We start from the raw sequence: 26,337 nt of genomic DNA on the forward strand, positions 1-26,337 counted from the left end.
GCTTTACAAGCACCCTGTTGAGTTCTCAAAGAACAACCACACACCAACCAGAAGCACCGCTACCAGCGGAACCCCCGTTTGGGGCAACCTCTCCAACCTACTCGGTCTTGCTTCCGTCGTCAACCTCGTGTTCGAGGTGATCAACTTGGCTCGACCAGACCCACGCTGACGCTCACCGTTTCCGGTGGTCGTTGCTCTCGTGGGTTTCGGCGGACCGGCCGGCGTCGCTCTCGCGACCACCCGCCCGGCTCCCTGCCGGCTTTCGAACTCTACCCGGTCGGCTTCGCGTTCGCAACTCCGTGTCCCGGAGTGCCGTGCACCGCCCGAATCTCAGTCTGGCTCGGCGTCACCGCCACCAGCCTGGCGCCCGTTCTCGGCCGGTTTGCCCGGCCTCCCGCGTGCAGAGAGGAAGTTACGCGGACCCGCCTCGGAAGGCAAATCAATGATCGTCATTTGGTGAACGCCAGCCGTTTCCGCGGCGAGCCGCGGTCGAAGGGGTCGTAAGGTGCGGTGCCGTGCCAGAGTGGTCGGCATGGATGATCCGTCCCCGGTCCCGGCCGTCGCCGAGGACGCTCTGCTCGGCCTCCTGCTGCCGTTCTGGCAGTTGGTGATCGGGGCCGTCGTGCTCGCCGTACTGGTGCTGTCGATCAGGCGCCTGGCCCGGCGCGGCCCATCGCGGATGACCACCGCTCTCCTGGTCACTGCGGCGGCGATCGCCGGGATCGCCGCCCTGGGCCTGCTCTTCGGGGGCTGACCTCGGGTCAGAGCCGGCGGTTGGCCAGGCTGGGCAGCTCGGCGCGGATCGTCCGCAGGCGCTCCAGGTCGATCTCGGTGACCGCCAGCCCGGGGCCGTCGGCGACCTGGCTCAGCACGGTCCCCCACGGGTCGACCACCATGCTGCGCCCGAAGCAGGTCCGGCCCGGGTCGTGGTCACCTGTCTGTCCGGCCGCCGCCACGAAGCACTGGTTCTCGATCGCCCGGGCGCGCAGCAGCACCTCCCAGTGGTCCCGCCCGGTGTGCATCATGAACGCCGCCGGCACTACGAGCAGTTCGGCGCCGCCGTCGGTCGCGAGCTGCCGGTACAACTCCGGGAACCGCAGGTCGTAACAGATGGACAGACCGACCCGCAGACCCTCGACGTCGACCACCACGGGCTTCTCGCCCGGCGCGACGGTTGCCGACTCGAGGTAGGAGACGCGGCCGGGGATCTCCACGTCGTACAGATGGATCTTGCGGTAGGTGGCGGCGAGCGCGCCCTCGCGGTCGAAGACCAGCGAGGTGTTCCAGGTGTGCGCCGGGTCCGGACCGGCCTCGTGGAACGAGCCGGCGATCACCCACATGCCCAGCCGGCGGGCGGTCTCCGCGAAGAACCGCCCCACAGTCCCGTCGACCGGCTCGGCCGGCGGCATCCGGTCGGCGTGACCGAGGTAGTCGACGTACTCCGGAAGGAGGGCGAGATCCGCGCCGGCCGCCGCGGCCCTGACCAGCAGGGCCTCGGCGGCGGCGAGGTTCGCCGCCCGGTCGTCGCGGGCGTTGAGCTGGCAGACGGCGACGCGCATGACCCGAGGGTACGGGCGGAAGCGGACGCGCGACAGGGCTCAGACGCTGGACAGGACGAGCGCCGCCGCGGCGAAGCCGAGCCCTGCGACCTGCGCCGGCCGGAGCCGTTCCCGGTCCACGGCGAGCGCGAGCAGGACGGTGCTCGCCGGGTAGAGCGAGGCGATGGCGGCCACCACGCTCAGGTGCCCCCGGCCCGCGGCGGCGAGGAACAGCGCGTTGGCGGCGGAGTCGAGCAGGCCGGCGGTCGCGGCCCAGCCGAGGACTCGCCGTCCCAGTCGCAGGCGTGCGCCGGTACGGACGGCGAGCGCGAGGCCGAACGCGATCGAGCTGACGCGTACCGCCAGAACCGGCCACATGCCGGCCGCCTCGTCGGCCTGGCCGAGCAGCGCGAAGAAGACGCCGAAGAGCAGCCCGGCGGCCAGTGCCATGCCGATCACGCGGCCGGAGACGCGGCGTGCCGCACCGCGCTCGCCCAGGCTGACCAGGCCGATGGCGACCACGGCGAACGCGGCGCCGCCGAGCGCGACAGCACCCGGCGAGTGCGCGAGGACCAGGCCGGCGACGATCGGCACGATCGCCGCGGTGATCGCGGTGACCGGCGCGACGACGGCCATCACGCCGGTGGCGAGCGCGCGGTAGAGCAGCATGACGCCGCCCGCGCCGGCTACCCCGGCGAGCAGGCCCCAGCCCAGGTCGAGTGGGCTCGGCGTGCCGGGCACCACGAGGACGAGGACGAGCAGCAGCGGAACGCTGAGGATCTGTGACACCACGGTCACGGCGATCGGGTCGGCGCGCCGGGACGCCTTGCCGCCGGCGAAGTCGGCGGTGCCGAAGGCGAGCGCGGACACGGCGGCGAGGACAATGGGGAGCACCCCGCAGTCGTACCACAATAGTGACCATGAAGGACAGTGTGATGACCGATACCGGTGGACGGGTCGGCGCGGTGACCTCAGCCGTCGCCCGCCAGGTACGTGAGCTGCGAGCGGCGCGGGGCTGGTCGTTCGAGGAACTGGCCGGCCGGTCCGGGGTCAGCAAGGGCATGCTGGTGCAGATCGAGGGGGCACGCACCAACCCGAGCATCGGCACGCTCTGCCGGGTCGCCGACGCGTTCGGCGTCAGCATCGCCCGGCTGCTGGAGCCGGCGGAACAGAGCACGGTACGGGTCAGCGCGGCGGACGAGGCGCCGGTGCTGTGGCGCGGCCCGAGCGGCGGCCTGGCGCGTCTGCTCAGCGGACTCGGCGAACCCGACCTGGTCGAGCTGTGGGACTGGCGGATGGAACCCGGGGAGGCGTTGCGCTCCTCCGACCACGCCCACGGCACCCGGGAGATCCTGCACGTGCTCGACGGCGCCGCGACGGTCACCGTCGACGGTGTCGACCACGAGGTACGCGCCGGCGAGACGGTCGAGTTCCACGCCGACCGGGAACACGGCTACCGCACCGCCGGTGACGGGCCGGTGCGCCTGATGATGGTGGTGGTCACCCCGTCGGGCGAGTGGGACCGGCGGACCCGTTCACGCGGACCGCGCCCGAGCTGACCCGGGCGCGGTCGCGAACGGCGGTCAGGCCGACTTCTCCTCGCGGTCCCGCCGGCGCCGGCCGGTGAACTCGCGGGGCACGATCGTCGGGTTGACGTTCTCCAGGACGACCTCGCGGGTGATCAGCACCCGGGCGGCGTCGGGGTTGCTCGGCACCTCGTACATCACGGAGAGGAGCACCTCTTCCATGATCGCCCGCAGGCCGCGGGCTCCGGTGCCGCGGAGCATGGCCTGGTCGGCGATGGCCTCCAGCGCGGGCGGCTCGAACTCCAGCTCGACGCCGTCCAGCTCGAACAGGCGCTGGTACTGGCGGACCAGCGCGTTACGCGGCTCGGTGAGGATCCGCACCAGCGCGGAACGGTCGAGGCTGCGCACGTTGGTGATCACCGGAAGCCGGCCGATGAACTCGGGGATGAGCCCGAACTTCAGCATGTCCTCCGGCATGACCTGGCTGAAGATGTCGTCGGTCGACCGCTCGGACACCGACCGGAGCCGGGCGCCGAAGCCGGTGCCGCCGGAGCCGGTGCGGGCCTCGATGATCTGGTCGAGCCCGGCGAACGCGCCACCGCAGATGAACAGCACGTTCGTGGTGTCGATCTGGATGAACTCCTGGTGCGGGTGCTTACGCCCGCCCTGCGGCGGCACGTTGGCGACGGTGCCCTCGAGCATCTTCAGCAGCGCCTGCTGTACGCCCTCGCCGGAGACGTCACGGGTGATCGACGGGTTCTCCGACTTGCGGGCGATCTTGTCGACCTCGTCGATGTAGATGATGCCCGTCTCGGCGCGCTTGATGTCGTAGTCGGCGGCCTGGATCAGCTTCAGCAGGATGTTCTCGACGTCCTCGCCGACGTAGCCCGCCTCGGTGAGCGCGGTGGCGTCCGCGATCGCGAACGGGACGTTGAGCATCCGGGCGAGCGTCTGCGCCAGGTGCGTCTTGCCGCAGCCCGTCGGGCCGAGCAGCAGGATGTTCGACTTTGCCAGCTCGACGCCGTCGGTGCCGGAGCCCGGCGCACCCGCGGCCTCGGCCTGGATCCGCTTGTAGTGGTTGTAGACCGCGACGGCGAGCGCCTTCTTGGCCTGCTCCTGACCGACGACGTAGTTGTCGAGGAACTGGCAGATCTCCATCGGCTTGGGAAGCTCTTCCCACTTCACCTCGCCGGACTCGGCCAGCTCCTCTTCGATGATCTCGTTGCAGAGGTCGATGCACTCGTCGCAGATGTAGACACCAGGGCCCGCGATGAGCTTCTTGACCTGCTTCTGCGACTTGCCGCAGAACGAGCATTTCAGTAGGTCGCCGCCGTCACCGATCCGTGCCACCTACGTTCTCCCTGCACTCGTCGGCCGGAACGCCGGCCCTGACCTGCGGGCGCCGGAGCGCCCGTCCGTCCTGTCGTCCCACCATGCTGTCGGCTCCACCTGATCCGACCGGCGGAGCGGTACAGACCCGACGTTACCCGGTGGCCGGGTTTTCTCCGACCCCCAAAACGGGTGTGTCAGAGGTCGACCGGGAACGATACCCCGATCGACCTCCGACCACACGTTGCTCAGCCCGCGGCGTGCGACGCCAGCAGACCCTTCTTGCGGCTGGTCAGGATCGTGTCGACCAGCCCGTACTCCTTGGACTCCTCGGCCGTCATGATCTTGTCACGGTCGATGTCCTTGCGGACCTGCTCGATCGGGCGGTTGCAGTGCCGGGAGAGCATGTCCTCCAGCTGCGTCCGCATCCGCAGGATCTCCCGCGCCTGGATCTCGATGTCCGAGCCCTGGCCGTAACCGCCCTCGGTGGCCGGCTGGTGGATGATGATCCGGGAGTTGGGCAGCGCCATCCGCTTGCCCGGGGTGCCCGCGGAGAGCAGCACCGCCGCCGCGCTCGCCGCCTGCCCGAGGCAGACGGTCTGGATGTCCGGGCGGACGTACTGCATGGTGTCGTAGATCGCCGTCATGGCCGTGAAGGAGCCACCGGGCGAGTTGATGTACATGATGATGTCGCGGTCCGGGTCGGTGCCCTCCAGCGTCAGCAGCTGGGCCATCACGTCGTTCGCCGACGCGTCGTCCACCTGGACGCCAAGGAAGATGATCCGGTCCTCGAAGAGCTTGTTGTACGGGTTGGACTCCTTCATCCCGTACGACGTGCGCTCGACGAACGACGGCAGGACATAGCGGTTGTGCACGGCCGCGAACTGGGGCGGCAGGCTCAGGTCGGTCATCGTCAGCTCCTCGCTCAGCTCAGGGTCCCGGCGCCATCCGGAACCTGAGCGGCCCCGATGATCACCTTGTCGATGAAGCCGTAGTCCATGGCCTCCTGGGCGGTGAACCAGCGGTCGCGGTCCGAGTCCGCCTCGATCTGCTCCTGGCTCTGGCCGGTGTGGAACGCGACCCGCTCCTGGAACATCCGCTTGGTGTAGAGCATCTGCTCGGCCTGGATCGCGATGTCCGACGCGGTGCCGCCGAGACCGCCCGAGGGCTGGTGCATCATGATCCGCGCGTGCGGCAGGGCGTACCGCTTGCCCTTGGTGCCCGCGCAGAGCAGAAGCTGGCCCATCGAGGCCGCCATGCCCATCGCCACTGTCGAGACGTCGTTGTCGATGTACTGCATGGTGTCGTAGATCGCCATGCCGGAGTAGACCGAGCCACCCGGCGAGTTGATCCAGAGGAAGATGTCGCGGTCCGGGTCCTCCGCGGCGAGCAGCAGGAGCTGCGCGCAGATGCGGTTGGCCACCTGGTCGTTCACCTCACTGCCCAGGAAGATGATCCGTTCCTTGAGCAACCGGTTGTAGACCGAGTCGTCGAGGTTGCCAATGGAGTCGCCACCGCGGGCCTCGTTCACCCGGAGCGACTTCTTGGGGATGTGCATGTCGGTCATGGCAGCCCTTCGCTCTCCGTACCGTCCTACCCGACACTAACCGCTCAGCCGGGAGCCGTACTCCCGGTCGGGGCACTGTTCGCTCTCAGCGCAGTCACCCGCACGGCGTACCCCGGAAAGGGTTTCGGCCGCCTCCCGGCGCGCAGCGCGGGACGGCGGCCGAGACCCCCGATGATCAGTGCTGGTGGTCGTGCTCGGCCTCGTTCTGGGCCCGCAGCGCGTCGAGGGAGACCTCGTTGCCCGCCGAGTCCTTGATCTTGATCTTCTCCATCACCGCGGCGAGCGCCTTGCCCCGGCGGACGTCGCCGAAGACGGCCGCGGCGGCGCCGGAGCGGACCAGCTGGTCGTAGTACTGCTGCGGGGCCATGCCGGCGCGCTGCGCCCGGTGCACGATCTCGTGACCGAACTCGTCGTCGGAGACCTGCACGTCCTCGGCATCGGCCAGCGTGTCGAGCAGGAGCTGGATCTTGACGCCGTCGGTCGCCGCCTCGGTCAGCTCGGTGTCGATCTGCTCCTCGGTCTTCTCCTCCGCCGCGAGGTACTCCTCCAGGGAGGCGCCGATGCGCTCGAGCTGGTCGACCATCGCGGCCTTGCGGCTCTCGACCTCCTCCTTGACGACGCCCTCGGGCGCCGGCACCTCGGCGGCGGCCACCATCTGCTCCAGGGCCTTGTCACGGGCGGCGTAGATCTGCTCGACCTGCTTGCCCCGGGTGACCCGCTCCCGCAGGTCGCCGCGCAGCTCGTCGATGGTGTCGAACTCGCTGGCCATCTGCGCGAAGTCGTCGTTGAGCTCGGGGAGCTCCTTCTCCTTGACCGTGCGGACGGTCACCGCCACGTCGGCGTCGCGGCCGGCGTAGTCGCCGCCGACGAGCTGCGTGGTGAAGGTGGTGCTGTCGCCGGCGGCCAGGCCGACCAGCGCCTCGTCCAGACCCGGCAGGAGCTGCTTGCTGCCCACCTCGTGCGAGATGTTGCTCGCCGAACCGCCCGGGACCTCCTCGCCGTCGACAGTGGCGTTCAGGTCGATCTGCACGAAGTCGCCCTCCTGGGCGGCCCGCTCGACGGTCTTCAGCGTGGCGAACCGCTCGCGCAGGCTGTTGATCTGCTCGTCGATCTCGCTGTCGGCGATCTGGATCTCGTCGACGGTCACCTCGATGGTGGCCGGGTCCGGCAGGGTGATCTCCGGCCGGACGTCCACCTCGGCGGTGAAGTTGAGCGAGTCGCCGTCGTTGAACTCCGTGATGTCGACCTCGGGACGGCCGAGCGTCTTCAGGTCGTGCTCCCGGACCGCGGCGAGGATGTTCTGCGGGATGGCCTCCTGGATCGCCTCGTTGAGGACGGTCCCCCGGCCCACCCGCTGGTCGATCACCGCGCTGGGGACCTTGCCCCGGCGGAAGCCGGGAACCTGGACCTGCTGGCCGATCTCCCGGTACGCCTTCTTGAGGCTCGGCTCGAGCTCGACGAACGGCACCTCGATGGCGAGCCGCACGCGCGTCGGGCTCAGAGTCTCGACGGTGCTCTTCACAGGCGTACTCCTTGACGGATCTGGGTGTTGGTTCTGGGGCGTGATTGCGCGCATCGAGTGTAGGCGAGCCGGCCGACGGCATCGGCAGGGCCCGGGCACCGCGCGGAAAAAACCGGCGGTTCCCGGGACGATCCGGTCGCGAACGACAGTCGGGGTGGCGGGATTTGAACCCACGGCCCCTCGCTCCCAAAGCGAGTGCGCTACCAAGCTGCGCCACACCCCGGTGGCGACGAAGAGTGTATGCCGTCCGGCCACCCGCGCGGGTGACGGGGCACGGCGCGGCGGCCGCCGGGCGCGGCCGGGCGCGGCCGGGCGCCGCCGGGCGGGCGGCTGGGCGGCGCCAGGCGCCAGTTCGGGGAAGTGGCTGGGTCCGAGGGCCCGGGATGGCGCCACCTCGCCGAAGTGGCGTGGATCTTGAAGGTCGGCGGGAACCTCCGGGTACGCGCTGCGCGGTGGCCGTGGTTCATTGGGTACGCTGTCGGCGCGCCCTGCTGTGGTGGGGCGCTCGCGGGCGTAGCTCAATGGCAGAGCTTCAGTCTTCCAAACTGACGGTGCGGGTTCGATTCCCGTCGCCCGCTCCACCAACGAAGGCCCAGGCAGACCGCATGATCGCGGCACCTGGGCCATCACATTCCTCCCCCATTTTCGATCTTGCGCCCTTCACCGGCGATGTCAGCCCGCCCCGGCGATGGGGTGGCTGACCTCTCTGGCCTGCCGGTCGGCGGTCTCGACCGAGAACCGTATCGACAACGGCTCGCTCTCGAACGCGGTGGAACTAGCGCACTCGACGCGCACCTCGACATCGATCCAGCCGGTACCGCCAGGTCGTAGCAGCCTCGACTGGCCGGTGTCACGGACCTGGATGCCCGGTCGTTGACCGACAGCCGTACCGACAGTGATCGGCGCGGGACCGGCGTTGACCACTGCCAACTGCCCGTCCAGCTGGGTGACGCCCAGGGCTTCCGTACCCGAACCCCCGCTGACTCTGTCTTGAGGCAGGGCCACGAGCGCGACCGAGGCATTCCGCTCCCGCTCGTCCCGCGAGACTCGCAGCTCGCTCACACCGACACCGCCGAGCACAGCGCCGATCACGAAGCGATGAGTTTCGTTACCGCGTCCGGTCAGCATTCCTGTGCACCGATCTCCGGACACCGGGCAGAGCATCATGACCGCTACGCGCAGGAGGCAAGCGTGAAACTTCTCCTCACATCCGCAGGCGTCCAGAACCCGAGCATCAACGATGCGCTGATCGACCTGCTGGGCAAGCCGATCGCCGAATCCAGCGCCCTCTGCATCCCCACTGCGGCGTACCCGATGGGCGGACCGGCCTCGGCCTGGCGCTTCATCACCGGTCAGACGCCGCTGCCCATGAGCGGTCTCGGCTGGAGGTCGCTGGGCGTACTCGAACTGTCAGCGCTACCCAGCATCGGCCAGGAGCACTGGGTCCCCTGGGTCCGGGAGGCCGACGTCCTGCTCGTGCACGGCGGCGACGCGACGTACCTGTGCCACTGGATGCGGCAGTCCGGGCTGGCGGACCTCCTGCCGTCGCTGCGGGACACCGTCTGGGTCGGGCTGAGCGCCGGCAGCATGGTGCTCACCCCCCGGATCGGTACGGAATTCGTCGAGTGGCAGTCCGCACCCGACGACCGCACGCTCGGGCTCGTCGACTTCTCGATCTTCCCGCACCTGGGCCTCGAACCGGACAACACCATGGCGTCTGCCGAGAAGTGGGCGGCCGAGATCGCCGGTCCGGCGTACGCGATCGACGACCAGACGGCCATCAAGGTGACCGACGGCGCCGTCGAGGTCGTCTCCGAGGGGCAGTGGAGGTGGTTCCCCGCGTGAGCACCCGCCCATGCCGCGATCAGCGCGCCGCGTACCCCGGGTCGGTCGCCGGCAGGCGGCGCTGCAGCCAGGTGACGACGAGTTCGTCGAAGCCCGGCGCCCGCTCGGCAGGGGTGTAGCGCCCCTCCCTGACCTGCGCGGGCCCTTCCCCCGTGTAGACGCGGATGCTGTGGTCGGCACCGGGGAAGACCACAGTCGTGTGATCGGCGTGGCGTGCGCCGTCGAGGGTGCCGCTGATGGCGCGCACGCTCGCCTCCACCGGCACGAGCAGGTCGTCCGCGCCGAAGATCGCCAGCAGCGGGCAGCGCAGAGCCGCCAGTGCCGGGGCGGGGTCGTAGTCCGCGATGCCCGCGATGAACGCGATGGACTCGGGTGTCGTCCCGGCGAGCATCGGATACCAGGGAGCGCCGTGCCAGTGCGCCTGCGCGGCGTGCACGCGCGCCGGGTCGTCGCCCGACTGGACCCGCCGGATCTGGTCGCGTAGCAGGAGAAGCGCCTGCTGGATGTCCGCGCCGCCGAAGCCCTCCGCAGCGAGTTGGTGGCGGAGCCGGTACTCCTCCTGGTCCCGTACGCTCACGCCCGGCCCCGACACCGTCACCACCGCCGCGATCCGGTGGTCCGCTGCCGCAGCGAGGTGAGCCACCCAGCCGCCCTGGCTGCCGCCGATCAGCGCGACCGCGCCGGACAGCACGTCCTCGCGGCTCCGCACGGCCCGGACCGCGGCCACGGTCTCGGCGGCGCGGTCGGCCATGGTCTGACGGGTCCAGTCACCCGTCGACGCACCGGAACCGGGCTTGTCGTAGGCGAGACTCGCGAAGCCGGCTGCGGCCAGCCTCGTCTGCCACGCCCCCTGATCGCGACCGCCCGGCCCGGAACCCTCGACGAAGACCACCGCCGGGTACGGCCCCGGCCAGGGCGGCCGCACGAAGTTCCCGACCAGTTCGTTCCCGTCGTCGAGGAACGAGAACTCCGCGGTCACCGGTTCGAACAACACCCCGTCGACCGTACGAGGCTCCTGCCACCCGCCCGCGTCCTCAGGCATCGGCCCCGCATGCTCGCTCGATGTCGAGCAGGTCCTGGACGTTGTTCTCCCTGATGCAGGTGAGGAACCGTCGACGGGCGATGACCCGGCTGATCCGATGGATCGGTGAGCCACCGGTCAAGGTGTAGGTGAGCTGGAGGTCGGTGGTGCCAGCCGCGGCACCGGGAACCAGCCGGTACTCGGTCACACTGTGCCCGCCCGCGAAGCACTCGACGACGTAGCGGAACGGGGGCCGGCAGTCGGTCACGCGGAGTTCCACGGTGACCGGCCAGCCGTACGGCCTGCGGGTCTCCCGCCAGCTCGTGCCCGTTCCGAACGCCTGGCTGTGGAGCAGCTCAGTCGCGTCGACCTTGGTCAGCAACGCCGGATACCGCGCGACGTCGGCGAGGCACCGCCACACCTTCTCCGGCGGTGCGGAGATCGTGTGGCTGAATGTCATCGGCTGCAATGTCTGTCCTCTGCTGGGCGTACGGTCTCGGTCCGGTGTCGTGTTGAATCCGGGCCATGTCGCCGGCCCTCGGACCCGCCTTCACGATCCCCGGCTATACCACCATGTCCCCGCCCGGCTACGACGTCGAGTGCGACGCGACCGTCCATGCGGCAGACGGCGTGGTCGGATACCCCGCCTTCTGGTTGCACTTCCTGTCCGGACCGCTCGGCGCCCACCGGGAGTCGGAGGCCGCCTTCGGAGTGCAGGCCGCCGACTACGACGCGATGTGTGACGTCCTCAACGACCCGGAGCGCTGGCCGGCGGTCTCGGTGCGGCTCGACGGAGAGGTGTGGCTTCGGATCGTCTACCGCAACCTGGAGGACGAGGCGGGACTCGACTTCGTGGAGGACCGGCCGGGGCGGCCGGCGAAGGTTGTCGCCTCGGTCGAGGGCCACGGGTTCACGTCCGCGATGACCTGGGCGGAACTGCTCGCCGCGGCGGCACTGCCGGACGAGCGGCTGACCTGGGCGCAGCGGCTCATCCTGATGCTGCCGATGCTCGGTCCGCAGGAACTGCCCGAGGACGCCGGGAACGTCATGCACCGGGCGCTGGACGAGATCGGCGCCGCGAATCGGTCGGCCCTGGTAGAGGTCCTGCTCGACGCCATGGACTGGCGTACCCACTAGCTGGAACTCCGCTCTCATCGCCGAGAAACTGCCTGATGGCGCCGCGAAGACACTGGTCCGGGTCACGAGGGTCCGGACCGGCGTCGGAGGACGGGCGACCGGCGACGAGCTCCGCCAGAACCGACCGCAGCCGCTCCCGTTCCGTTCGCAGGCCCGACCACGCCGAGTCGGGTAGCCGCAGCACGTTGGCGAGCAGGTCACCCGGGTAGTAGTCGCCCTCGGCCAACGGATCGCGGAGCAGGACCTGTACCGCGAGAGGCAGCAGCGCCGACACGCCGCTCCCCTGCCCGAGCATGATGCGCAGGTCTTCCACGGTGAACTCGGCCAGCGGCTTGCGTCGTAGCTCCGAGCAGCGCCTCACGAGAGACGTGGCCTCCCGGCCGGGGTCCGGCCAGACGTCCCGTTCCAACTGCTCGATCGTTGTCACGGCGGTCAGGCTAGCCCGCGTCCCGCGGCTGTCCTCCACTTCCCGGACCGCTTCCGGGCTTCGGCGCAACGCGTCCGGAGAATGGACGAACAACCGAAGACCCATCGGCACCCGCTGGTGGCGAGCCGGGCCGAGCACGAACCCCGCGGCCACGAACGAGATGGAAGCGCCTGTTTCATGACGAACCCCTGGCATGTCCTGACCGAGGCCGAGCGGGAGCAGTGGACGTACACGCCGGGAGCCGGCGTGGGACCTCTGCGGTTCGGAATGAGCCACGACGAGGCCGCCGAGGCGCTGCCCGGGTTCGCCGCATCGGTTTCCGTCGCACACCGCGACTTCGACCGGCCGACGAAGGCGGAGTTCCGCAACGCGGGCGTCGCTGCCCACGCCACGGCGGTCACGGCTTATTTCGGCAGGTCAGAGGGCCTGTTCTGCGTAGTCGTCGATGCGCGGTACGGCCCACAGGTGACGCTGGACGGGATCAGCCTGGTCGGACGCGTGCCGTCCCGGCTGGAGGAGCAGTTCCTGAGCTACGTGCTGGCGCGCGGCATCGCGCCGCAGTACGCCCCGGAAGGCGATCCGGCCTCCGACGACCTGGGGATCGTCATGCGCGTCCAGCGGGCGGGCGACGTCGTGCTGTCCCGGCCGGTGTTCGCGGTCGTCCGCGAGCGTGCGAACACCCTGTGGGACTGCGTGCCGTACGACGAGTTGTGCGTCCACTGATCAGCCGGCACGGCCAGCCGCGACCGCGTCGGTGGCGGGCACTGCCGGATCCGGTCGCCTCGCGAGGACGATCACGCCGATCAGAGGGAGCACCAGCCAGAACGGCACCAGCACCGGAGCGAGCCCGCGCCAGACGGGCCACACCGGCTCGGCGAGCCGGTGCACGGCCAGGTCCGCCCAGGTGACGACGGCTGCCGGGAACAGGCCGACGGTCACCAGCGTGCCGACCACCAGGGGTACGGGCCGGCGACTCCGCGCCGCCGCCCAGAACAGCGCCGCACCGGCGGCGACGCCGAGCAGGGTGCCGGTGATGGTGGCGACGCGGAACCCTCCGGGAGCGCTCTGCGTGATGCTCAGCCTCGACCCGTATGCCGGATGCGTGAGGGTGACCGTCATACCGTCTCGCTCGGCCCGCCAGCCGTCGCACGATGCTCCCGGCACCCGACGGAGTTCCCGCCACCCGCCCGTCTCGGCGGCACCCCGCATCCGCTCCGACAACGTGCAGTCGGGGCCGTCGCCGTACTGGAACTCGGCCCGGTTTCCGCCGAGGTCGTCGGCGGCCAGGAAGACGCCGTACCGGTAGCCGCGCACGGTCGTCGAGCCGCTCGGCTCGACACCGGGGAGCAGTTCGCCGGCCGTGCTCCGAGCTGCCTCAGGGCTCAGCGATAGGGCGCCCCGGCCGCCGTACCAGGACCCGACGGCCAGGCCGGCCGTGCCGAACAGCAGCGCGCCGAGCAGCGCCATCGCGACGTACCCCAGCCGACGCCCCACCGGCCCACCCCCTGTCGCCGTGCGGCACAGCGTAGGCGTCGCACGCCACACGCGGCGCCCCGCAGCGGAGGCGATCTCGGCGCTCAGTCGGAGAAGCGGGCCTCGCCGGTTCGCCTGTCCACCACGACGGGAGCGTTACCGGCCATCGCCTGGCGCCAGTCGCCGGATTCGACATACGCCTTCCCGTCGTAGGGGAACACGTACACGTCGTCGCGTTCCTCCACGGCGTAGTCCACGATGACGACCGGATGGCTGAAGCGGTATCGGATCTCGGTGTCCAGGAACTCCTCGGCGATCCGCCGCGCGGGATCCAGTGTGATCACGGTCCTACCACCGCCACATCTCGGCCTCCGACACGACCATCTCCGCCCGCGCTCCGCCGTGACCGGTGTCAGATGCCGGGACAGCGAGTGTCGGCACCCGACGGAAGGCTGTCAACCAGGGTCGGGAGCGACGTACCGATGCGCCTAGTAGTGGTCCTCGATCGGCCGCCGCGCCTCGTCGAACAGCGCCGGCCCGTCGTACCGCACCGGACGCGTCGCGGGCGTCGCGGGCTTGACCTGCTCGAACTGCTCGGTGGACAACGCGTACACGACCCGGCCGAGGCCTGATGCGTTGATCGCCACAGTGCACATCGGGCAGGGCTGGCAGCTGGTGTACATGGTGGTCGCGACCGCCGCCTCGGGGGCGAGCTGACGGGCGGCCCAGCGGGCCAGCTTCAGCTCCGGGTGGGCGGTGACGTCCCGGTCGGAGACCACAGTGTTGTGGTCCTCGATCAGCACGGTGCCGTCGGCGCCGACGAGCAGCGACGCGAACGGCCGCTCGCCGGACGCGCCCGCCCGGTCGGCGAGTTCCACGGCACGGCGCAGGAACGCCTCGTCGTCGGGTGTCATCAGCCCTCCACGTGTCGGCGGTACCGAGCCGAGGCCGTCAGTCGGCGGCGATCTGCTCGACGGATCGGGCGGCCACGGCGCGCAGGGCCGGGTCGGCGCTGCGGGCGTACGCGTCGCTCAGGGTGTCGATGAATTTGATCGCGTGCGCGTCCCCGGTGTCCAGCGCCCGCGCCATGGCCTCGTCGAGTTCCGGCCCGGCGGCCGGCGGGAGGGCACGGGCCCCGGCCGGGGCGTAGGCGGCGGTGACGGCGGCGGTCGCCGCCCAGGCGGCGGCCAGGCTCGGCTGCCACAGCGCCGGCGGCAGGGCCGGCAGGGTACGCAGGACGGCGTTCGGCGCGGTCGCCGCGTGCACGAGCATGACCGGGGCGGCGTACCCGTGCGTGCCGTGCCGCACCACGGCGGCGTCGACGACGGCGGCGAGGCGGGTGGGCACGTCGGCGGCGGCGTCGCCGGGCACGGCCGCCGCGGCGGCCGGCCACCGGTCCAGGTCGGCCAGCTGCGCCAGGCGGGACCGGATGCCGAACCGCTGATCGGGTACGCGGGGCACGGCGTCGAGCGCGGACCGGGCGTCGGTTCCGGGGTACGGCCCGGCGCCGGGCCGGGCGAGCGGCTGCCAGCGGGCGGCCCAGTAGGCGAGCCCCTGGCCGAGTTCGGTCACGCGCGGTGCGGTCTCGGCGTCGAGCAGCGCGCGCACGGCGTGGCCGACCCGGATGACGCCGTGGGTGGCCCCGGCGGCGATGCCCGGCAGCAGGCGCGGCCACCAGCGAGCGAGCACGTCGCGCCACGGCGCGCCGGCCAGCTCGCGGTCGAAGAGGTCGAGCCAGTCGCCGGTACGCACCGGGTCGCCGAGCGGGTCACGCCACTCCTCGGCGACGATGCGCCGGATGCCGCGCGGGCGTTCCTCCAGCCGGCCGGCGTACGCGTCGATCCAGCGGTGCACCGCCCGCCCGTGGCCGTGACGCACCAGGGCCTCCGCGGCCATCGGCACGTGGTTGGACAGCCACCCGTCACGCTCGGGACCGGTGTGGCGTACGCGCTCGTACGCCTCGTCGAGTACGGAGTTCAGCACACCGGGAAGCGTCCGACCTGAAGTGCGGTTCAGGTCAAGCGGCGGCGGATCCGCGCCATGTCCTCCTCGGGGAGCGCGTCGGCGACCAGCAGCCGGGGCAGCAGGTCCGTCTCCAGCGTGACGGCCCGGAACACCAGCGCCACCGTCACGTCGTGGTCGGGCCGGTGCACGACCTCGACCGGGTCTCCGGCGCCGACGCTGCCCGGCGTGACCACCCGCAGGTACGCCCCGGGCCGTACCTGCTCGGTGAACCGCTTGATCCAGCCCTGTTCGCCCAGCCACCCCTGGAACGTGCCGCAGGGGATGCGCGGGCAGGAGACCTCCAGCACCAGGTCCGGACCGATCCGCCACCGCTCGCCGATCAGCGCGCCGTTGACGTCCAGCCCGCTGGTGGTCAGGTTCTCGCCGAAGCTGCCGTCGGCGAGCGGGCGGCCCAGCTCGGCCTCCCAGTGGTCCAGATCCTCCCGGGCGTACGCGTAGACCGCCTGGTCGGTGCCGCCGTGGTGGGCCACGTCGTAGACGCGGTCACCGGCGAGCCCGACCGCGCCGGTGCCCTTGGGGCCGGGCGCGGTGACGGCGACCCGGCCGTCGACTGGGCGCTTGTCGATGCCGGTGGCGCCGATCCCCTTCCACGGGTTCGGTTGCGGTCGGCCCACGTTGACGGAGATCACCTTCATGACCGCGACGGTATTCGGCCACGGTCCCACCGGCCACCCCATTCCGCCGGGCCGGGTGGGAAGCGGGGCAGCGTGGGCTGCGTACGATGCGGGCCGGACATCCTCGTCGGGTGGTGGAGGTAGCCGCGGATGGCAGGCCAACAGGACGGTTTCGCCCTCGGCGTGGACCTCGGCACCTCGAACACGGTGGCGGTGCTGCGCTGGCCGGACGGGCGGACCCGGCCGGTGCTCGTCGACGGCCACCCGATCCTGCCGTCCGGCGTCTACGCCGACGCGGAGGGTCACCTGCACGTCGGGCGGGACGCGCAGCGCCTGGCCCAGGCCGACCCGGCCGCCTACGAGCCGAACCCGAAGCGCCGGGTCGACGAGGAGACGGTGGAGCTGGGCGGACGGGCGTACCGGCCGGCGGAGCTGCTGGCCGCGACGCTGCGCGCGGTCGCGGACGCGGCGGTGGCGGCGGTCGGGATGCTGCCCCCGGCGGTGGTCACCCACCCGGCGGCCTGGACGCCGGCCCGCCGTCAGGTGCTGCACGACGCGCTGGAACTCGCCGGCTGGCCGGCCGCGGCCGAGCACACGCTTGCCGGGCCGATCGCGCCCGGCACCCGTCTGCTGCGGGAGCCGGTGGCCGCGGCGCGCTACTTCACGCAGGTGCTGCGCCGGCCGGTGCCGGTGGGCGGTTCGGTGGCGGTGTTCGACTTCGGCGGCGGCACGCTCGACGTGGCGGTGCTGCGCAACGAGGGCGCCGACCCGTGGGGCGACTCCGGCTTCCAGCTGGTCGCCACCGGTGGGATCCCCGACCTCGGCGGCCTCGACCTGGACGCGGCCCTGCTCGGACGGCTCGGCGAACTGGTCGGCCCGGCCCATCCGGGCGAGTGGGCCCGGCTGACCGATCCGGCGACCACCGCCGAGCGGCGGGCCCGCCAGCAGTTGTGGGACAACGTGCGCGGCGCGAAGGAGATGCTGTCCCGGGCGATGGTCGCGCCGGTGGCCGTACCGGGGGTGGAGGCGGCGGTGCCGCTGTCCCGGGAGGACTTCGAACGCCTGGCCGCGCCGCTGCTGGCCCGGGCGGTGACGGAGACCCGCGAGGTGACCGCCGCCGCCGGGCTGCGCCCGGAGCAGCTCTCCGGTCTGTTCCTGGTCGGCGGGTCGACCCGGGTGCCGCTGGTGGCCCGGCTGCTGCACGCCGAGCTGGGCATCGCGCCGACGGTGCTGGAGCAGCCGGAGATGCCGGTCGCCGAGGGCGCGCTCACCGACCTGCCGCTGCCCCGGCGGTCCGGCCGTCCCGGCGTGCCGGTCCAGGCCGCGCCGGCACCACCCGCGCCGACGCAACCCGAATCGACACGGCCCGCGCCGGCCACGGGCGAGACCGCCGCCACGGCCCCCGCCGGTGCGACGAGGACGAACCCGACCGCGCCGCTCGGCGGTCCGGACGCGGCGTCCGCCGGACCGCACGGCACGCTGGTCGCCGACGGCCCCGTCCCGCAGACCGCCGCCACGAGGTACGACGGCACGCCGGGCCCGGTTCCGCCCCAGCCCACGAGGTACGACCACATGCCGGCCGCCCACGGGCCGGTTCCGCCCCACCCCGCCGGCTACGGCGTACCCGGACCGTCCGCTCCCCCGCCCGGCGGCTGGCAGCCCGGCGTACCCGGGGCGCCTTTCTCCCCCGCGCCGAACGGTGTCCGGCCCGGCGGCGGCCGGCCCCGGCGCGGCCGGTGGATCGCGCTCGGCGCGGGTCTCTTGGTCGTCGCCGTGGCGGCGTCGGTGCTGCTCTGGGTGTTCCGGGACCGGCATCCGGCGCTGGACTTCCACACCGCCGAACTGGTGAAGACGGTGGCCGCCGGTGACACGCGGCCGGACCAGATGTTCACCGCGACGCTCGGGGAACGCGCCTACCTGGCCCGTTCGCTGCCCGACGGGCACCTCCACGTGAGCGCCGTCGAGGCGGCCACCGGCAGGACGGTCTGGGAGAAGCGGACCGACGCGACCGCGCAGCGGTGGGCGGGGATCCGGACACTGCCCGACGGGCTGCTCGTCCTCGGCGACGCCACCGGAAGCGACACCCCCCGCGTGCTCGCGGTGCTCGACGAGGACTCCGGGGACCAGCGCTGGCGGACCGACGTCGGCCGCGACGACACCCTGTACCTCGGGCCGGACACGATCGTCCGGCTGGACCGCACCGGCGAACGCCTGATCGGGCTGCGGCTGAGCGACGGCGGGCAGCGGTGGGAACGGCCCAACCCGCGCACCGAGTACGGCGACGCGCGCACGAAGGTGGTCCCGGTCGGCACCGGCGCGGCACTGGACGGGCCCGGCAACGCCGAGGGCTCGCCGCTCGCCCCGTGGGCGGGGAAGGCGGACCGGCTCGTCCAGGTCGGCGCGGACCGGTCGGTCCGGGTGCTGGACATGCGCACCGGCAAGGTCCTCAAGGATCGGGGCAACGTCGCCGGGCTCGACGATCCGGTGGCCGCCCGCGACGACCGGCTGTACGTGGCGGAGAACGAGCGCGGCCTGCGGCTGCTCGCCTACGACCTGGGCGGTCTCGGCACGCCCAGCGTGCTGTACGAGGCGCCGGAGCAGGGCGGCCGGGTGAAGGATCTCGTCACCTGCGGAGAGCGTCGCGTGTGCCTGCTGGAGACGCCCGGCAGCGGCGCCGACGACACCCGGGTGGTGGCGGCGACCGAGGGCGAGGGCACCCGGCAGTGGCGGGCGCCGCGCGCCGAGTCGCTGGTGCCGGTCGGTGAGCACGTGCTGGCCGGGCGGGATTCGCCGGACGCGGTGACGCTGTTCGCGCCGGACGGCACTCCGGTGCTGCGCGACCGGGACGGGACGGCGGTCCGGCTGAACGCCGGCAACCTGCTGATCTTCTCCGAGGCGCCGAGCGCGTACGAGGACGACCGCGTCCTCGCCGGGACGGCGGTGGACGGCAAGCCGGTCGAGATGGGGCAGCTCAAGCAGATCCGCAGCGAGTCCTGCTCGTGGAACACGGAGATGCTGGTGTGCGGCGCGGAGAAGGAGTTCCGGTTGTACCGGATCGCCGGCTGACCGGAACTGAGCTTGACAGTGATCGATGTCTCGGCTGGTGTGAACGGCAGAGAGATCGACGTTCGTCAGGAGGCCCCGTGTTCGTCCGACGACGGTGGACCGCACTCGCCACCACCAGCATCCTGATCGCCGCGGCGCTGGCCCATCCCGGGCCGGGCGCCGCCGCACCATCCGCCCCCACGATCACGCTCGCCCCCGCCGAGACCGCGCTGGTCCGCGTCCGACTGGCCGACCGGGCGCAGCTCGACCGCCTGGTCGCCGGCGGCGCCGACCTGGCCAACCGCCCCCGCTCCCGCGACGGCGAGTGGATCGCCGACCTGGTCCTCACCGGACGGCAGCTCACCGACCTCACCCGGCAGGGGGCCACCGCCCTGCAGGTGGTGCAGCGCGCCGACGACGGGACCCGGCACCTGGCCGAGAGCCGCCGCGCCGCACAGGAGAGCACCCGCGCCGGGCTGCGCGCGAGCGGCGCCGCCACCACTGTCGACACGCTCCAGTTCCTCCAGGCGTACTGGTGGACCACCGGCGGCCGGACGTTCCTCCAGGCCCAGGTCGCCACCACCGCCACCGACGACCCGGACGTCGAGATCACCGTCACCTGGCGGACCGCCGACGGCGCCACCGGCTCGTTCCCGCTGTACCGCTTCGAGGACTCGGGCGAGTACCAGTACCACTACGCGCTTCCGCAGCCGGTGCCGAGCCGGCCGGTGCAGCTCACCGCCACCTCCACGCTGGGCGGCACGAGCCGGCCGGTGACACCGTCGCTCTGGCCGAACGCGACCCCGCCGCCGCAGCCGGCCGGCTACCAGAAGGACTTCATCGACGCCTACCTGACGCCGGTGGACATCAAGGCGCGCATCGCCCGGCTCGGCCGCCAGTACCGCGACCTGGTCGACGTGATCGACCTGCCGAACAAGACCCAGGGCTACCGGCGGAACGCCGCCGCCTACCTGGGCGACCCGGCGGCCGCCGCAGTGGTGGTGGAGTCGGTCCGCTTCGGCGACCAGGGCATGAACGGCGTGCAGGTACGCACCGTCGACCCGGGCCGGCCGAACCGGCCACTGAGCATGCGTTACCGGGACCGGGTGCTCACCATCTCGCTGGCCACCGACCGCGCGGGCAAGGTCACCAGCACCACCGACGACGTCGCCGCCCTGATCAACGCGCCGCGCGGTGCCCGCTTCCGGGCCACTGTGGAGGACGGCTCGGCCGGGCTGCCGATGCCGGTGGCCGGGCCGGTACGTCTCGACGACGGGTTGCAGGGCACCGAGGTGCCGGCCCGGCCGTGGACCGTGCAGGCGCTGCGCATCGGCAAGCACCGCGACGGCTCCCGGATCGGTGTGCTGGCGTACTCGCAGGAGCACGCCCGTGAGTGGGCCACCCCGCTCGTCACGCTGGAGTTCGCCGAGCGGCTGCTGGCGAACGCGCGTACCGACGCGGCGACCCGCAAGCTGCTGGAGCAGGTGGACGTGTTCGTCATCCCGACGGTGAACCCGGACGGCGCGAACTACTCCTTCAACGACTACAACTTCCAGCGCAAGAACCTGGTCAACCACTGCAGCGGCGCCTCCCGTGACCCGAAGTACCGCACCATGTGGGGCGTCGACGTCAACCGCAACTACACGGTCGGCTCCCTGTTCGACGGATACGTGGGCGCCAGCGCGAACTGCCTGTCCGGCAACTACGCGGGCACGGCGGAGCTGTCCGAGCCGGAGAGCCGCAACGTGATCGACCTGGCCAAGGCCCACCCGAACATCAAGTTCGCGATGAACGTGCACTCGTACGGCGGCTACTTCATGTGGCCGCCCGGGGCGTACAAGGCCGACGGGCGGGTGACGCTGCCGCGCCCGTCGATCGACGAGTCGACGCTGTTCCTGGGCAGCGCCCGGCGCATCGTCGGCGCCATCGCGGCCGAGCGCGGCACCGTCACCTGGCCGTCGCAGACCGGCCCGGTCGCCGACGTGCTCTACTCGGCGGCCGGCAACTCGGCCGACCAGCTCTACTACGAGCTGGGCATCTTCGCCTGGGACTTCGAGGTCGGAAACGACAGGTGGAACGAGGCCACCGGTCAGTGGGAGGGGGTCGGCTTCCAGCCGCCGTTCGACGAGGCGCACGCCGAGGCGCAGGAGTACGCCGGCGGCCTGGTGGAACTGGTCCGCGTCGCCCGCGACTACGCCGCCGACAACCCGGTCCGGCGCTGACCGCAAGCGGTCCCCGGCCGGTCGAGTCCGGCCGGGGACCGCGTCAGCTCGTCCGGGGCGGGTCGGCCCGGCCGTCTCAGTCGGTGGTGCCGAGGTCGCGGAAGACGGCGAGCGCGCCCGGGTCGTCGATGGTCGCCGGGACCGGCTCGTCGCGCCCCTCCACCAGGCCCCGCATGGTGCGCCGCAGGATCTTCCCGGAGCGCGTCTTGGGCAGCGCCGGCACCACTGTCACCCGGCGGAACGCGGCCACCGGGCCGATCCGCTGCCGGACCAGTGCGACCAGCTCGGCGGCGAGCGCGTCCGGGTCCACGTCGGCGCCGGCCTTGAGCACCACGTACCCGCTGGGCACCTGCCCCTTGAGCGCGTCCGCCACGCCGATCACCGCGCACTCGGCCACCGCCGGGTGCGTCGCCAGGACCTCCTCCATCGCGCCGGTGGACAGGCGGTGCCCGGCCACGTTTATGACGTCGTCGGTGCGGCCCATCACGTACAGGTAGCCGTCCTCGTCGAACCGGCCGCCGTCGCCGGTCAGGTAGTGACCCGGGAACGTGGACAGGTAGGAGCGGACGAACCGCTCGTCGTCGCCCCAGAGCGTGGGCAGGCAGCCGGGCGGCAGCGGCAGCCGGATCACGATCGAGCCGTCCGTGCCGGGCGGCACGTCCCGGCCCGCGCCGTCGACCACGCGCACGTCGTAGCCGGGCACCGGCACCGACGGCGACCCCGGCTTGATCGGCAGCGGCTCCAGGCCGCGCGGGTTGGCCGCCACCGGCCAGCCGGTCTCCGTCTGCCACCAGTTGTCGACCACCGGTACGCCGAGCCGCTCCCCCGCCCAGGCCCAGGTGTCCGGGTCCAGGCGCTCACCGGCGAGGAAGAGGGTACGCAGCGCACTCAGGTCGTACCGCTCGATGTGGCTGCCGTCGGGGTCCTGCCGGCGGATCGCCCGGATCGCGGTGGGCGCGGTGAACAGGGCCGCCACCCGGTGCTCGGCGGCGACCCGCCAGAACGCGCCGGCGTCGGGGGTGCCGACCGGCTTGCCCTCGTAGAGCACCGTCGTCGCGCCGGTGAGCAGCGGCGCGTACACGATGTAGGAGTGGCCGACCACCCAGCCCACGTCGGAGGCGGCCCAGAAGACCTCGCCCGGCTCGATGCCGTAGACGTTGCGCATCGACCAGCGCAACGCCACCGCGTGCCCGCCGTTGTCCCGCACCACGCCCTTGGGCCGGCCGGTGGTGCCGGAGGTGTAGAGGACGTAGAGCGGGTCGGTGGCGGCCACCGGCTCGCACGGCACCGGTTCCGCGTCCGCCATCACCTCGGCCCAGGTCAGGTCGCGGCCCGGCACCAGCGGGGCCGGTTCCTGCGGGCGCTGCACCACCACGCAGCGCTCCGGCGCGTGCGCGGCCTCGTCCAGCGCGGCGGCCAGGATCGGGTGGTACGGCACCACCCGGTCGGCCTCGATGCCGCAGGAGGTGGCCACCACCACCTTCGGCCGCGCGTCGTCGATCCGGACGGCCAGCTCGTGCGCGGCGAAGCCGCCGAAGACCACCGAGTGCACCGCGCCGATCCGGGCGCAGGCCAACATGGCGATCACCGCCTCCGGGACCATCGCCAGGTAGAGCAGTACCCGGTCGCCCCGGCCGACGCCGAGCCGGCGCAGCGCACCGGCGAACCGGGCCGTCTCGGCGAGCAGTTCGGCGTAGGTGAGCGTGCGGACCGTGCCGGTCACCGGGCTGTCGTGGATCAACGCGGGCTGCTCGCCACGCCCGGCGGCGACGTGCCGGTCCAGCGCGTTGTGGCAGGTGTTCAGCACCCCGTCGGGGAACCAGCGGTACAGCGGCGCCGCCTCCTCGTCGAGGATGCGTTCCGGCGGGATGACCCAGTCGATGTCGGCCGCCGCGTCCCGCCAGAAGCCGGCCGGGTCGGCGATGCTCCGCTCGTACGCTGATCGATACGCGCCCATACCGCCATGCTGCGCCCCGGCGCCGCGCCGGCACGACGGCCGGACGGGTCCGGTGCGCCGGAAGCACGTCCCGGCTCGCTGAACGGCCGCTCGCGGCGGTGGGCGGTGACCGCTCAGCCCAACGGGCGACGGATGAAGCCCGCGGGGCGGGGTAAGGCAACACGGTCCTGGTGGAGAGACGACCGGTGTCGCGGCGTACCGCGGCCGGGCACGCGGGCGGGCGGCGCGAATGCCGCCCGCCCGCGCATCCCGGGGCCGACCCGGGCAAACCGAGTTTGATCGATCACGGCTGTCGACTAGCGTGCGCAGGCGTGAAAACCAATCGGATCTTGCCGATCCTTCTGACCTGCGCCGTGCTGGGGCTCGCCGCGTGCGGCGACGAGAAGCCCGCGACCACGGCCGGGCCGGCGGCCACCTCGGCCTCCGCCGCCCCCTCCTCGGCTGCCCCCTCGCCGTCGGCGGCCGCGATGAGCGACAAGGAACTCTGCACCGCCGCAGAGAAGATCAACAAGGACATGCGGGCGAAGCTCATGACCGCCGTGCAGTCGGGCGGCGACCTGACGAAGCAGACCGGCGCGATCCTCACCGAACTCGGTGACCGGGTGACAGAGCTCGCCGGGACCGCCGGCGACGGCAAGGCGGCCACCGCCCTGAAGGAGTTCGGCGCGGAGGCCGGCAAGGCGGGCTCGGCCGCCGACCCGGGCACCGCCGCCGACAACCCCGCCATGGAGAAGGCCAGCAAGGACATCAACGCCGCCTGCAAGACGGCCGGCGCGCCGACCACCTTCTGACGCCGACACCCCGGGTCGTCCGTCCGGCGCGTACCGGACGGACGACCTGTCGGCTCAGTTGCCGGTCACCCAGTTCCAGGCGGAGACCACCCACTCGGTCTGCTGGAGGTACGCCACCCCCACGCCGGCCAGGAACAACGCGGTGAGCAGGTGGGCGCCCCGGGCGCTGCGGCGCACCCGGCCGAGCTGCCGTTCCAGGATCAACCGGCCGAGCAGCCGGGCCAGCGCGAACAGGCCGACCGCGGTGAGCAGGCTGAGCACGAACGTGAGCAGCGGAGCGACCAGGTTGCCCCGGCCGGAGATCGCCCAGATGCCCCAGCACACGAATGCGAACAGCGCACCGGCGGCGCTCAGCTCCCCGCCCTTTCGCGCCTGGGCGAGATGCCAGCTCATCGGCCGGCGGGGCGCCTGCTCGGCCGCCCAGTCGCCGTGCTCGACCGTGGGGAACTGCTCGGTGCGGGGCGTACCCGAGGCGCGCGGCCGGCCGACCGCCGCCACCCCGCGCTGGAACGCGTCCCGCTGCGGGGGCACCACCCCCGGCTGGGGCGGCACCTCCACGGTGCGCTCGGCCCACGGCTGTGTCTGGTCCGCCATCTTCGTCCTCCCCCTCGACCGATTCCGGCCTCGGTTCCGAGGGTAGCCAGCCCGCAAATAGGGTGCCGACCCCCATCGCGGTGCGATACACACGTGCCGTGACTGACGTGCTGGTATCCCGGGCCGAGGACTTCGACGACATCGCGGCGCTGCTGGCGCTGGCCTTCCACGGCGATCTCGACCCCGACGTGCAGGCGCTCGAACGCCCGATCTTCGAGCCGGACCGGTCGTTACTGGTCCGCGACGGCGGGACGGCAGTCGCGCACGCCGCCGCGTTCAGCCGCCGTCTCGCTGTTCCCGGCGCGGACGTGCCGGCCGCGCACGTGACGATGGTCGCGGTGGCGCCGACTCACCGGCGACGCGGCCTGCTCACCACGCTGATGCGCCGCCAGCTGCAGGAGGTCCGCGAAGCCGGCCGGGAACCGATCGCGGTGCTCTGGGCCAGCGAGGGCCGCATCTACCCCCGGTTCGGCTACGGGTCGGCGGCCCCGCGCTACATGCTGTCCGTCGACACCACCGGCCTGCGCCTGCCCGCCCCGGCGCCCGGCGAGGGCAGGCTGCGACTGGACCGTCCGGACGCGCACCGGGACGAGCTGGCCCGGCTGTACGAGCAGGTCCGCGCCGGCCGGCCCGGCTGGTCCCGGCGGGACGAGCGCTGGTGGTCGTACGTGCTGGCTGACCTCAAGGCGCACCGGGGCGGCGCCACCGAGCGCCGGGTGCTGCTGCACGAGGGCGCCGACGGTCTCGACGGGTACGCGCTGTACCGGACGAAGGACAGCTCGACGGCCGTCGGGCCGCAGGCCGAGGTGCAGGTCGGCGAGGTGGTGGCGGCGACGCCGGAGGCGTACACGGCGCTGTGGCGGCTGCTGCTCTCGGTCGACCTGACCCGCCGGCTGTCGTTCGGAATCGCGGCCCTGGACGAGCCGCTGCTGCGGCTGGTGGACGAGCCCCGCCAGCTCTCCCCGCATCTCGCCGACGCGCTCTGGGTGCGGGTGGTGGACGTGCCGGCCGCGCTGGCCGCCCGGCGCTACGCCACCGACGTGGACGTGGTGATCGAGGTCACCGACGAGCTGCTGAAGGAGAACACCGGCCGCTGGCGGCTGGTCGGCGGCCGCGACGGGGCGGAGTGCACGCCCACCACCGCACCGGCCGGGCTGGCGTGTGACGTACGCGCTCTCGGTGAGCTGTACCTCGGCGGCGCGAACCCGTACGCGCTGGCCGCCGCCGGCCGCGTCCAGGAGCTGATCCCGGACACGCTGACCGCGTTGACGCCCGCCTTCACCTGGTACCGCGCCCCCTCCCCCATGGAGGTCTTCTGACCGCCCGCCCGCCCGCACCCCGCCCCGCACCCCTCCCCGCCCACCCCAGCCCAGCCCGGCGTAGCCCGGCTGGCCCGGCTGGCCCGGCTGGCCCGGCTGGCCCGGCTGGCCCGGCTGGCCCTCGCGATCATGAAGTTAGCGGCGCGGATCGTCCGATTTGTTCCGGCTAACTTCATGATCGCGCGGGGGCGGGGGCGGGGGCCGGGGGCGGGGGCGGGGGCCGGGGGCCGGGGGCACGGGCGTGCGGGCGGGAGCAGGGCCGGCGGGACCGCCTCGTCGTTCCCGGCGCGCACGCCCGTCGGGGGACTCGTCGGCGCGCGCCTCGTCGACCTTGGAGTTGTGGCACCTCACATACCTCGCTGACCGGGCACTCCGGGCGCCACAA

At 72.4% G+C, this 26,337-nt stretch carries 26 protein-coding genes and 2 tRNA genes; 10 read left to right on the forward strand and 18 right to left on the reverse strand.

Translation table 11 applies throughout. The annotated features are described in order from the left end of the window. Window positions 1-532: 532 nt before the first annotated feature. Window positions 533-754: a hypothetical protein gene (locus tag OC439_RS29500; protein ID WP_013288029.1), complete on the forward strand. Its 222-nt coding sequence runs from the start codon at window positions 533-535 to the stop codon at window positions 752-754. A 7-nt stretch (window positions 755-761) separates the two neighbouring features. Here the strand turns inward: OC439_RS29500 and OC439_RS29505 are convergent, their stop codons facing one another. Both OC439_RS29505 and OC439_RS29510 read right to left on the reverse strand, forming a co-directional pair. Further along, the gene (locus OC439_RS29505; protein WP_194803424.1) at window positions 762-1,559 is read right to left on the reverse strand and encodes a carbon-nitrogen hydrolase family protein; all 798 of its coding nucleotides are present in this window, start codon (window positions 1,557-1,559) and stop codon (window positions 762-764) included. 39 nt (window positions 1,560-1,598) lie between these two features. After that, on the reverse strand, window positions 1,599-2,432 hold the full coding sequence (locus OC439_RS29510) for a DMT family transporter (protein WP_262016283.1): 834 nt from the start codon (window positions 2,430-2,432) through the stop codon (window positions 1,599-1,601). 41 nt (window positions 2,433-2,473) lie between these two features. Here OC439_RS29510 and OC439_RS29515 point away from each other — a divergent pair, with 41 nt between their 5' ends. After that, the gene (locus OC439_RS29515; RefSeq protein WP_262016284.1) at window positions 2,474-3,097 is read left to right on the forward strand and encodes a helix-turn-helix domain-containing protein; all 624 of its coding nucleotides are present in this window, start codon (window positions 2,474-2,476) and stop codon (window positions 3,095-3,097) included. Between the two features lie 24 nt (window positions 3,098-3,121). Here the strand turns inward: OC439_RS29515 and clpX are convergent, their stop codons facing one another. The 5 genes from clpX to OC439_RS29540 all read right to left on the reverse strand — a co-directional run bounded on the left by clpX (window position 3,122) and on the right by OC439_RS29540 (window position 7,705). After that, window positions 3,122-4,414, reverse strand: coding sequence for an ATP-dependent Clp protease ATP-binding subunit ClpX (gene clpX / locus OC439_RS29520; RefSeq protein WP_091423211.1), 1,293 nt, complete (start codon window positions 4,412-4,414; stop codon window positions 3,122-3,124). 227 nt (window positions 4,415-4,641) lie between these two features. After that, window positions 4,642-5,304, reverse strand: a complete 663-nt coding sequence (locus OC439_RS29525) for an ATP-dependent Clp protease proteolytic subunit (protein WP_013288034.1) — start codon at window positions 5,302-5,304, stop codon at window positions 4,642-4,644. Window positions 5,305-5,318: 14 nt separating this feature from the next. Next, on the reverse strand, window positions 5,319-5,960 hold the full coding sequence (locus tag OC439_RS29530) for an ATP-dependent Clp protease proteolytic subunit (protein ID WP_018786886.1): 642 nt from the start codon (window positions 5,958-5,960) through the stop codon (window positions 5,319-5,321). A gap of 175 nt (window positions 5,961-6,135) precedes the next feature. After that, window positions 6,136-7,482, reverse strand: a complete 1,347-nt coding sequence (tig, locus tag OC439_RS29535) for a trigger factor (RefSeq protein ID WP_181726551.1) — start codon at window positions 7,480-7,482, stop codon at window positions 6,136-6,138. Window positions 7,483-7,631: 149 nt separating this feature from the next. Continuing rightward, a tRNA-Pro gene (locus OC439_RS29540) sits at window positions 7,632-7,705 on the reverse strand. Window positions 7,706-7,989: 284 nt separating this feature from the next. Here OC439_RS29540 and OC439_RS29545 point away from each other — a divergent pair. Beyond that, a tRNA-Gly gene (locus OC439_RS29545) sits at window positions 7,990-8,063 on the forward strand. A gap of 91 nt (window positions 8,064-8,154) precedes the next feature. Here the strand turns inward: OC439_RS29545 and OC439_RS29550 are convergent. Beyond that, window positions 8,155-8,610 (reverse strand): hypothetical protein, encoded by a 456-nt coding sequence (locus OC439_RS29550; RefSeq protein ID WP_262016285.1) that lies wholly within the window; start codon window positions 8,608-8,610, stop codon window positions 8,155-8,157. A 63-nt stretch (window positions 8,611-8,673) separates the two neighbouring features. On the opposite strand from OC439_RS29550, the gene OC439_RS29555 reads away from it, so the two are divergent. Next, complete coding sequence (locus OC439_RS29555; protein WP_262016286.1) at window positions 8,674-9,327, forward strand: Type 1 glutamine amidotransferase-like domain-containing protein; 654 nt, start codon at window positions 8,674-8,676, stop codon at window positions 9,325-9,327. Between the two features lie 19 nt (window positions 9,328-9,346). On the opposite strand, the gene OC439_RS29560 is transcribed toward OC439_RS29555, so the two are convergent. Together OC439_RS29560 and OC439_RS29565 are read right to left on the reverse strand one after the other, a co-directional pair. Further along, window positions 9,347-10,321 carry an alpha/beta hydrolase family protein gene (locus OC439_RS29560; protein WP_262016287.1) on the reverse strand — a complete coding sequence of 325 codons (975 nt, stop codon included), beginning with the start codon at window positions 10,319-10,321 and terminating at the stop codon, window positions 9,347-9,349. A gap of 40 nt (window positions 10,322-10,361) precedes the next feature. After that, a complete protein-coding gene (locus tag OC439_RS29565) occupies window positions 10,362-10,808 on the reverse strand; it encodes an SRPBCC family protein (protein WP_262016288.1) in 447 nt (148 codons plus the stop codon). Window positions 10,809-10,873: 65 nt separating this feature from the next. Here OC439_RS29565 and OC439_RS29570 point away from each other — a divergent pair, with 65 nt between their 5' ends. Continuing rightward, window positions 10,874-11,485: a hypothetical protein gene (locus OC439_RS29570; RefSeq protein ID WP_262016289.1), complete on the forward strand. Its 612-nt coding sequence runs from the start codon at window positions 10,874-10,876 to the stop codon at window positions 11,483-11,485. Here OC439_RS29570 and OC439_RS29575 read toward each other — a convergent pair. Then, a complete protein-coding gene (locus OC439_RS29575; protein ID WP_315985959.1) occupies window positions 11,394-12,107 on the reverse strand; it encodes a contact-dependent growth inhibition system immunity protein in 714 nt (237 codons plus the stop codon). The two genes, OC439_RS29570 and OC439_RS29575, sit on opposite strands and share 92 nt — an antisense overlap. Window positions 12,108-12,179: 72 nt before the next feature. Between OC439_RS29575 and OC439_RS29580 the strand changes: the two genes are divergently transcribed. Continuing rightward, complete coding sequence (locus OC439_RS29580; protein WP_262016290.1) at window positions 12,180-12,635, forward strand: hypothetical protein; 456 nt, start codon at window positions 12,180-12,182, stop codon at window positions 12,633-12,635. Here OC439_RS29580 and OC439_RS29585 read toward each other — a convergent pair whose 3' ends face one another. From OC439_RS29585 to OC439_RS29605, 5 genes are all read right to left on the reverse strand, one after another. Then, window positions 12,636-13,406 (reverse strand): hypothetical protein, encoded by a 771-nt coding sequence (locus OC439_RS29585; protein ID WP_262016291.1) that lies wholly within the window; start codon window positions 13,404-13,406, stop codon window positions 12,636-12,638. 83 nt (window positions 13,407-13,489) lie between these two features. Next, window positions 13,490-13,729, reverse strand: coding sequence for a YrhB family protein (locus OC439_RS29590; protein WP_262016292.1), 240 nt, complete (start codon window positions 13,727-13,729; stop codon window positions 13,490-13,492). A 144-nt stretch (window positions 13,730-13,873) separates the two neighbouring features. Beyond that, complete coding sequence (locus tag OC439_RS29595; RefSeq protein ID WP_262016293.1) at window positions 13,874-14,299, reverse strand: nucleoside deaminase; 426 nt, start codon at window positions 14,297-14,299, stop codon at window positions 13,874-13,876. A 37-nt stretch (window positions 14,300-14,336) separates the two neighbouring features. Beyond that, complete coding sequence (locus OC439_RS29600; protein ID WP_262016294.1) at window positions 14,337-15,368, reverse strand: questin oxidase family protein; 1,032 nt, start codon at window positions 15,366-15,368, stop codon at window positions 14,337-14,339. 29 nt (window positions 15,369-15,397) lie between these two features. Further along, window positions 15,398-16,045: an MOSC domain-containing protein gene (locus OC439_RS29605; protein ID WP_262016295.1), complete on the reverse strand. Its 648-nt coding sequence runs from the start codon at window positions 16,043-16,045 to the stop codon at window positions 15,398-15,400. A gap of 129 nt (window positions 16,046-16,174) precedes the next feature. On the opposite strand from OC439_RS29605, the gene OC439_RS29610 reads away from it, so the two are divergent. Next, a complete protein-coding gene (locus OC439_RS29610) occupies window positions 16,175-19,090 on the forward strand; it encodes a hsp70 family protein (RefSeq protein WP_262016296.1) in 2,916 nt (971 codons plus the stop codon). A 77-nt stretch (window positions 19,091-19,167) separates the two neighbouring features. Beyond that, entirely contained in the window at window positions 19,168-21,291 is a 2,124-nt protein-coding gene (locus OC439_RS29615; RefSeq protein ID WP_262016297.1) for a M14 family zinc carboxypeptidase, read from the forward strand. A gap of 76 nt (window positions 21,292-21,367) precedes the next feature. On the opposite strand, the gene OC439_RS29620 is transcribed toward OC439_RS29615, so the two are convergent. After that, on the reverse strand, window positions 21,368-23,248 hold the full coding sequence (locus OC439_RS29620; RefSeq protein ID WP_262016298.1) for a propionyl-CoA synthetase: 1,881 nt from the start codon (window positions 23,246-23,248) through the stop codon (window positions 21,368-21,370). A 329-nt stretch (window positions 23,249-23,577) separates the two neighbouring features. Here OC439_RS29620 and OC439_RS29625 point away from each other — a divergent pair, with 329 nt between their 5' ends. After that, entirely contained in the window at window positions 23,578-24,039 is a 462-nt protein-coding gene (locus tag OC439_RS29625) for a hypothetical protein (RefSeq protein WP_262016299.1), read from the forward strand. A 54-nt stretch (window positions 24,040-24,093) separates the two neighbouring features. Here OC439_RS29625 and OC439_RS29630 read toward each other — a convergent pair whose 3' ends face one another. Beyond that, on the reverse strand, window positions 24,094-24,633 hold the full coding sequence (locus OC439_RS29630; RefSeq protein ID WP_262016300.1) for a hypothetical protein: 540 nt from the start codon (window positions 24,631-24,633) through the stop codon (window positions 24,094-24,096). A gap of 98 nt (window positions 24,634-24,731) precedes the next feature. Between OC439_RS29630 and OC439_RS29635 the strand changes: the two genes are divergently transcribed. Next, window positions 24,732-25,952, forward strand: a complete 1,221-nt coding sequence (locus OC439_RS29635) for a GNAT family N-acetyltransferase (RefSeq protein WP_262016301.1) — start codon at window positions 24,732-24,734, stop codon at window positions 25,950-25,952. Window positions 25,953-26,337 lie beyond the last annotated feature (385 nt).

Source organism: Micromonospora sp. Mcm103 (genome assembly GCF_024519755.1).
GTDB classification, from domain to species: Bacteria; Actinomycetota; Actinomycetes; order Mycobacteriales; family Micromonosporaceae; genus Micromonospora; species Micromonospora aurantiaca.

Bases quoted from the DNA above. Each gene is read 5' to 3' on its own strand.
- OC439_RS29500 (WP_013288029.1), top strand. From the start codon at position 533: ATGGATGATCCGTCCCCGGTCCCGGCCGTCGCCGAGGACGCTCTGCTC.
- OC439_RS29505 (WP_194803424.1), bottom strand. From the start codon at position 1,559: ATGCGCGTCGCCGTCTGCCAGCTCAACGCCCGCGACGACCGGGCGGCG.
- OC439_RS29515 (WP_262016284.1), top strand. From the start codon at position 2,474: ATGACCGATACCGGTGGACGGGTCGGCGCGGTGACCTCAGCCGTCGCC.
- OC439_RS29525 (WP_013288034.1), bottom strand. From the start codon at position 5,304: ATGACCGACCTGAGCCTGCCGCCCCAGTTCGCGGCCGTGCACAACCGC.
- OC439_RS29530 (WP_018786886.1), bottom strand. From the start codon at position 5,960: ATGACCGACATGCACATCCCCAAGAAGTCGCTCCGGGTGAACGAGGCC.
- OC439_RS29550 (WP_262016285.1), bottom strand. From the start codon at position 8,610: ATGCTGACCGGACGCGGTAACGAAACTCATCGCTTCGTGATCGGCGCT.
- OC439_RS29565 (WP_262016288.1), bottom strand. From the start codon at position 10,808: ATGACATTCAGCCACACGATCTCCGCACCGCCGGAGAAGGTGTGGCGG.
- OC439_RS29570 (WP_262016289.1), top strand. From the start codon at position 10,874: ATGTCGCCGGCCCTCGGACCCGCCTTCACGATCCCCGGCTATACCACC.
- OC439_RS29575 (WP_315985959.1), bottom strand. From the start codon at position 12,107: ATGCCAGGGGTTCGTCATGAAACAGGCGCTTCCATCTCGTTCGTGGCC.
- OC439_RS29580 (WP_262016290.1), top strand. From the start codon at position 12,180: ATGAGCCACGACGAGGCCGCCGAGGCGCTGCCCGGGTTCGCCGCATCG.
- OC439_RS29595 (WP_262016293.1), bottom strand. From the start codon at position 14,299: ATGACACCCGACGACGAGGCGTTCCTGCGCCGTGCCGTGGAACTCGCC.
- OC439_RS29605 (WP_262016295.1), bottom strand. From the start codon at position 16,045: ATGAAGGTGATCTCCGTCAACGTGGGCCGACCGCAACCGAACCCGTGG.
- OC439_RS29610 (WP_262016296.1), top strand. From the start codon at position 16,175: ATGGCAGGCCAACAGGACGGTTTCGCCCTCGGCGTGGACCTCGGCACC.
- OC439_RS29620 (WP_262016298.1), bottom strand. From the start codon at position 23,248: ATGGGCGCGTATCGATCAGCGTACGAGCGGAGCATCGCCGACCCGGCC.
- OC439_RS29630 (WP_262016300.1), bottom strand. From the start codon at position 24,633: ATGGCGGACCAGACACAGCCGTGGGCCGAGCGCACCGTGGAGGTGCCG.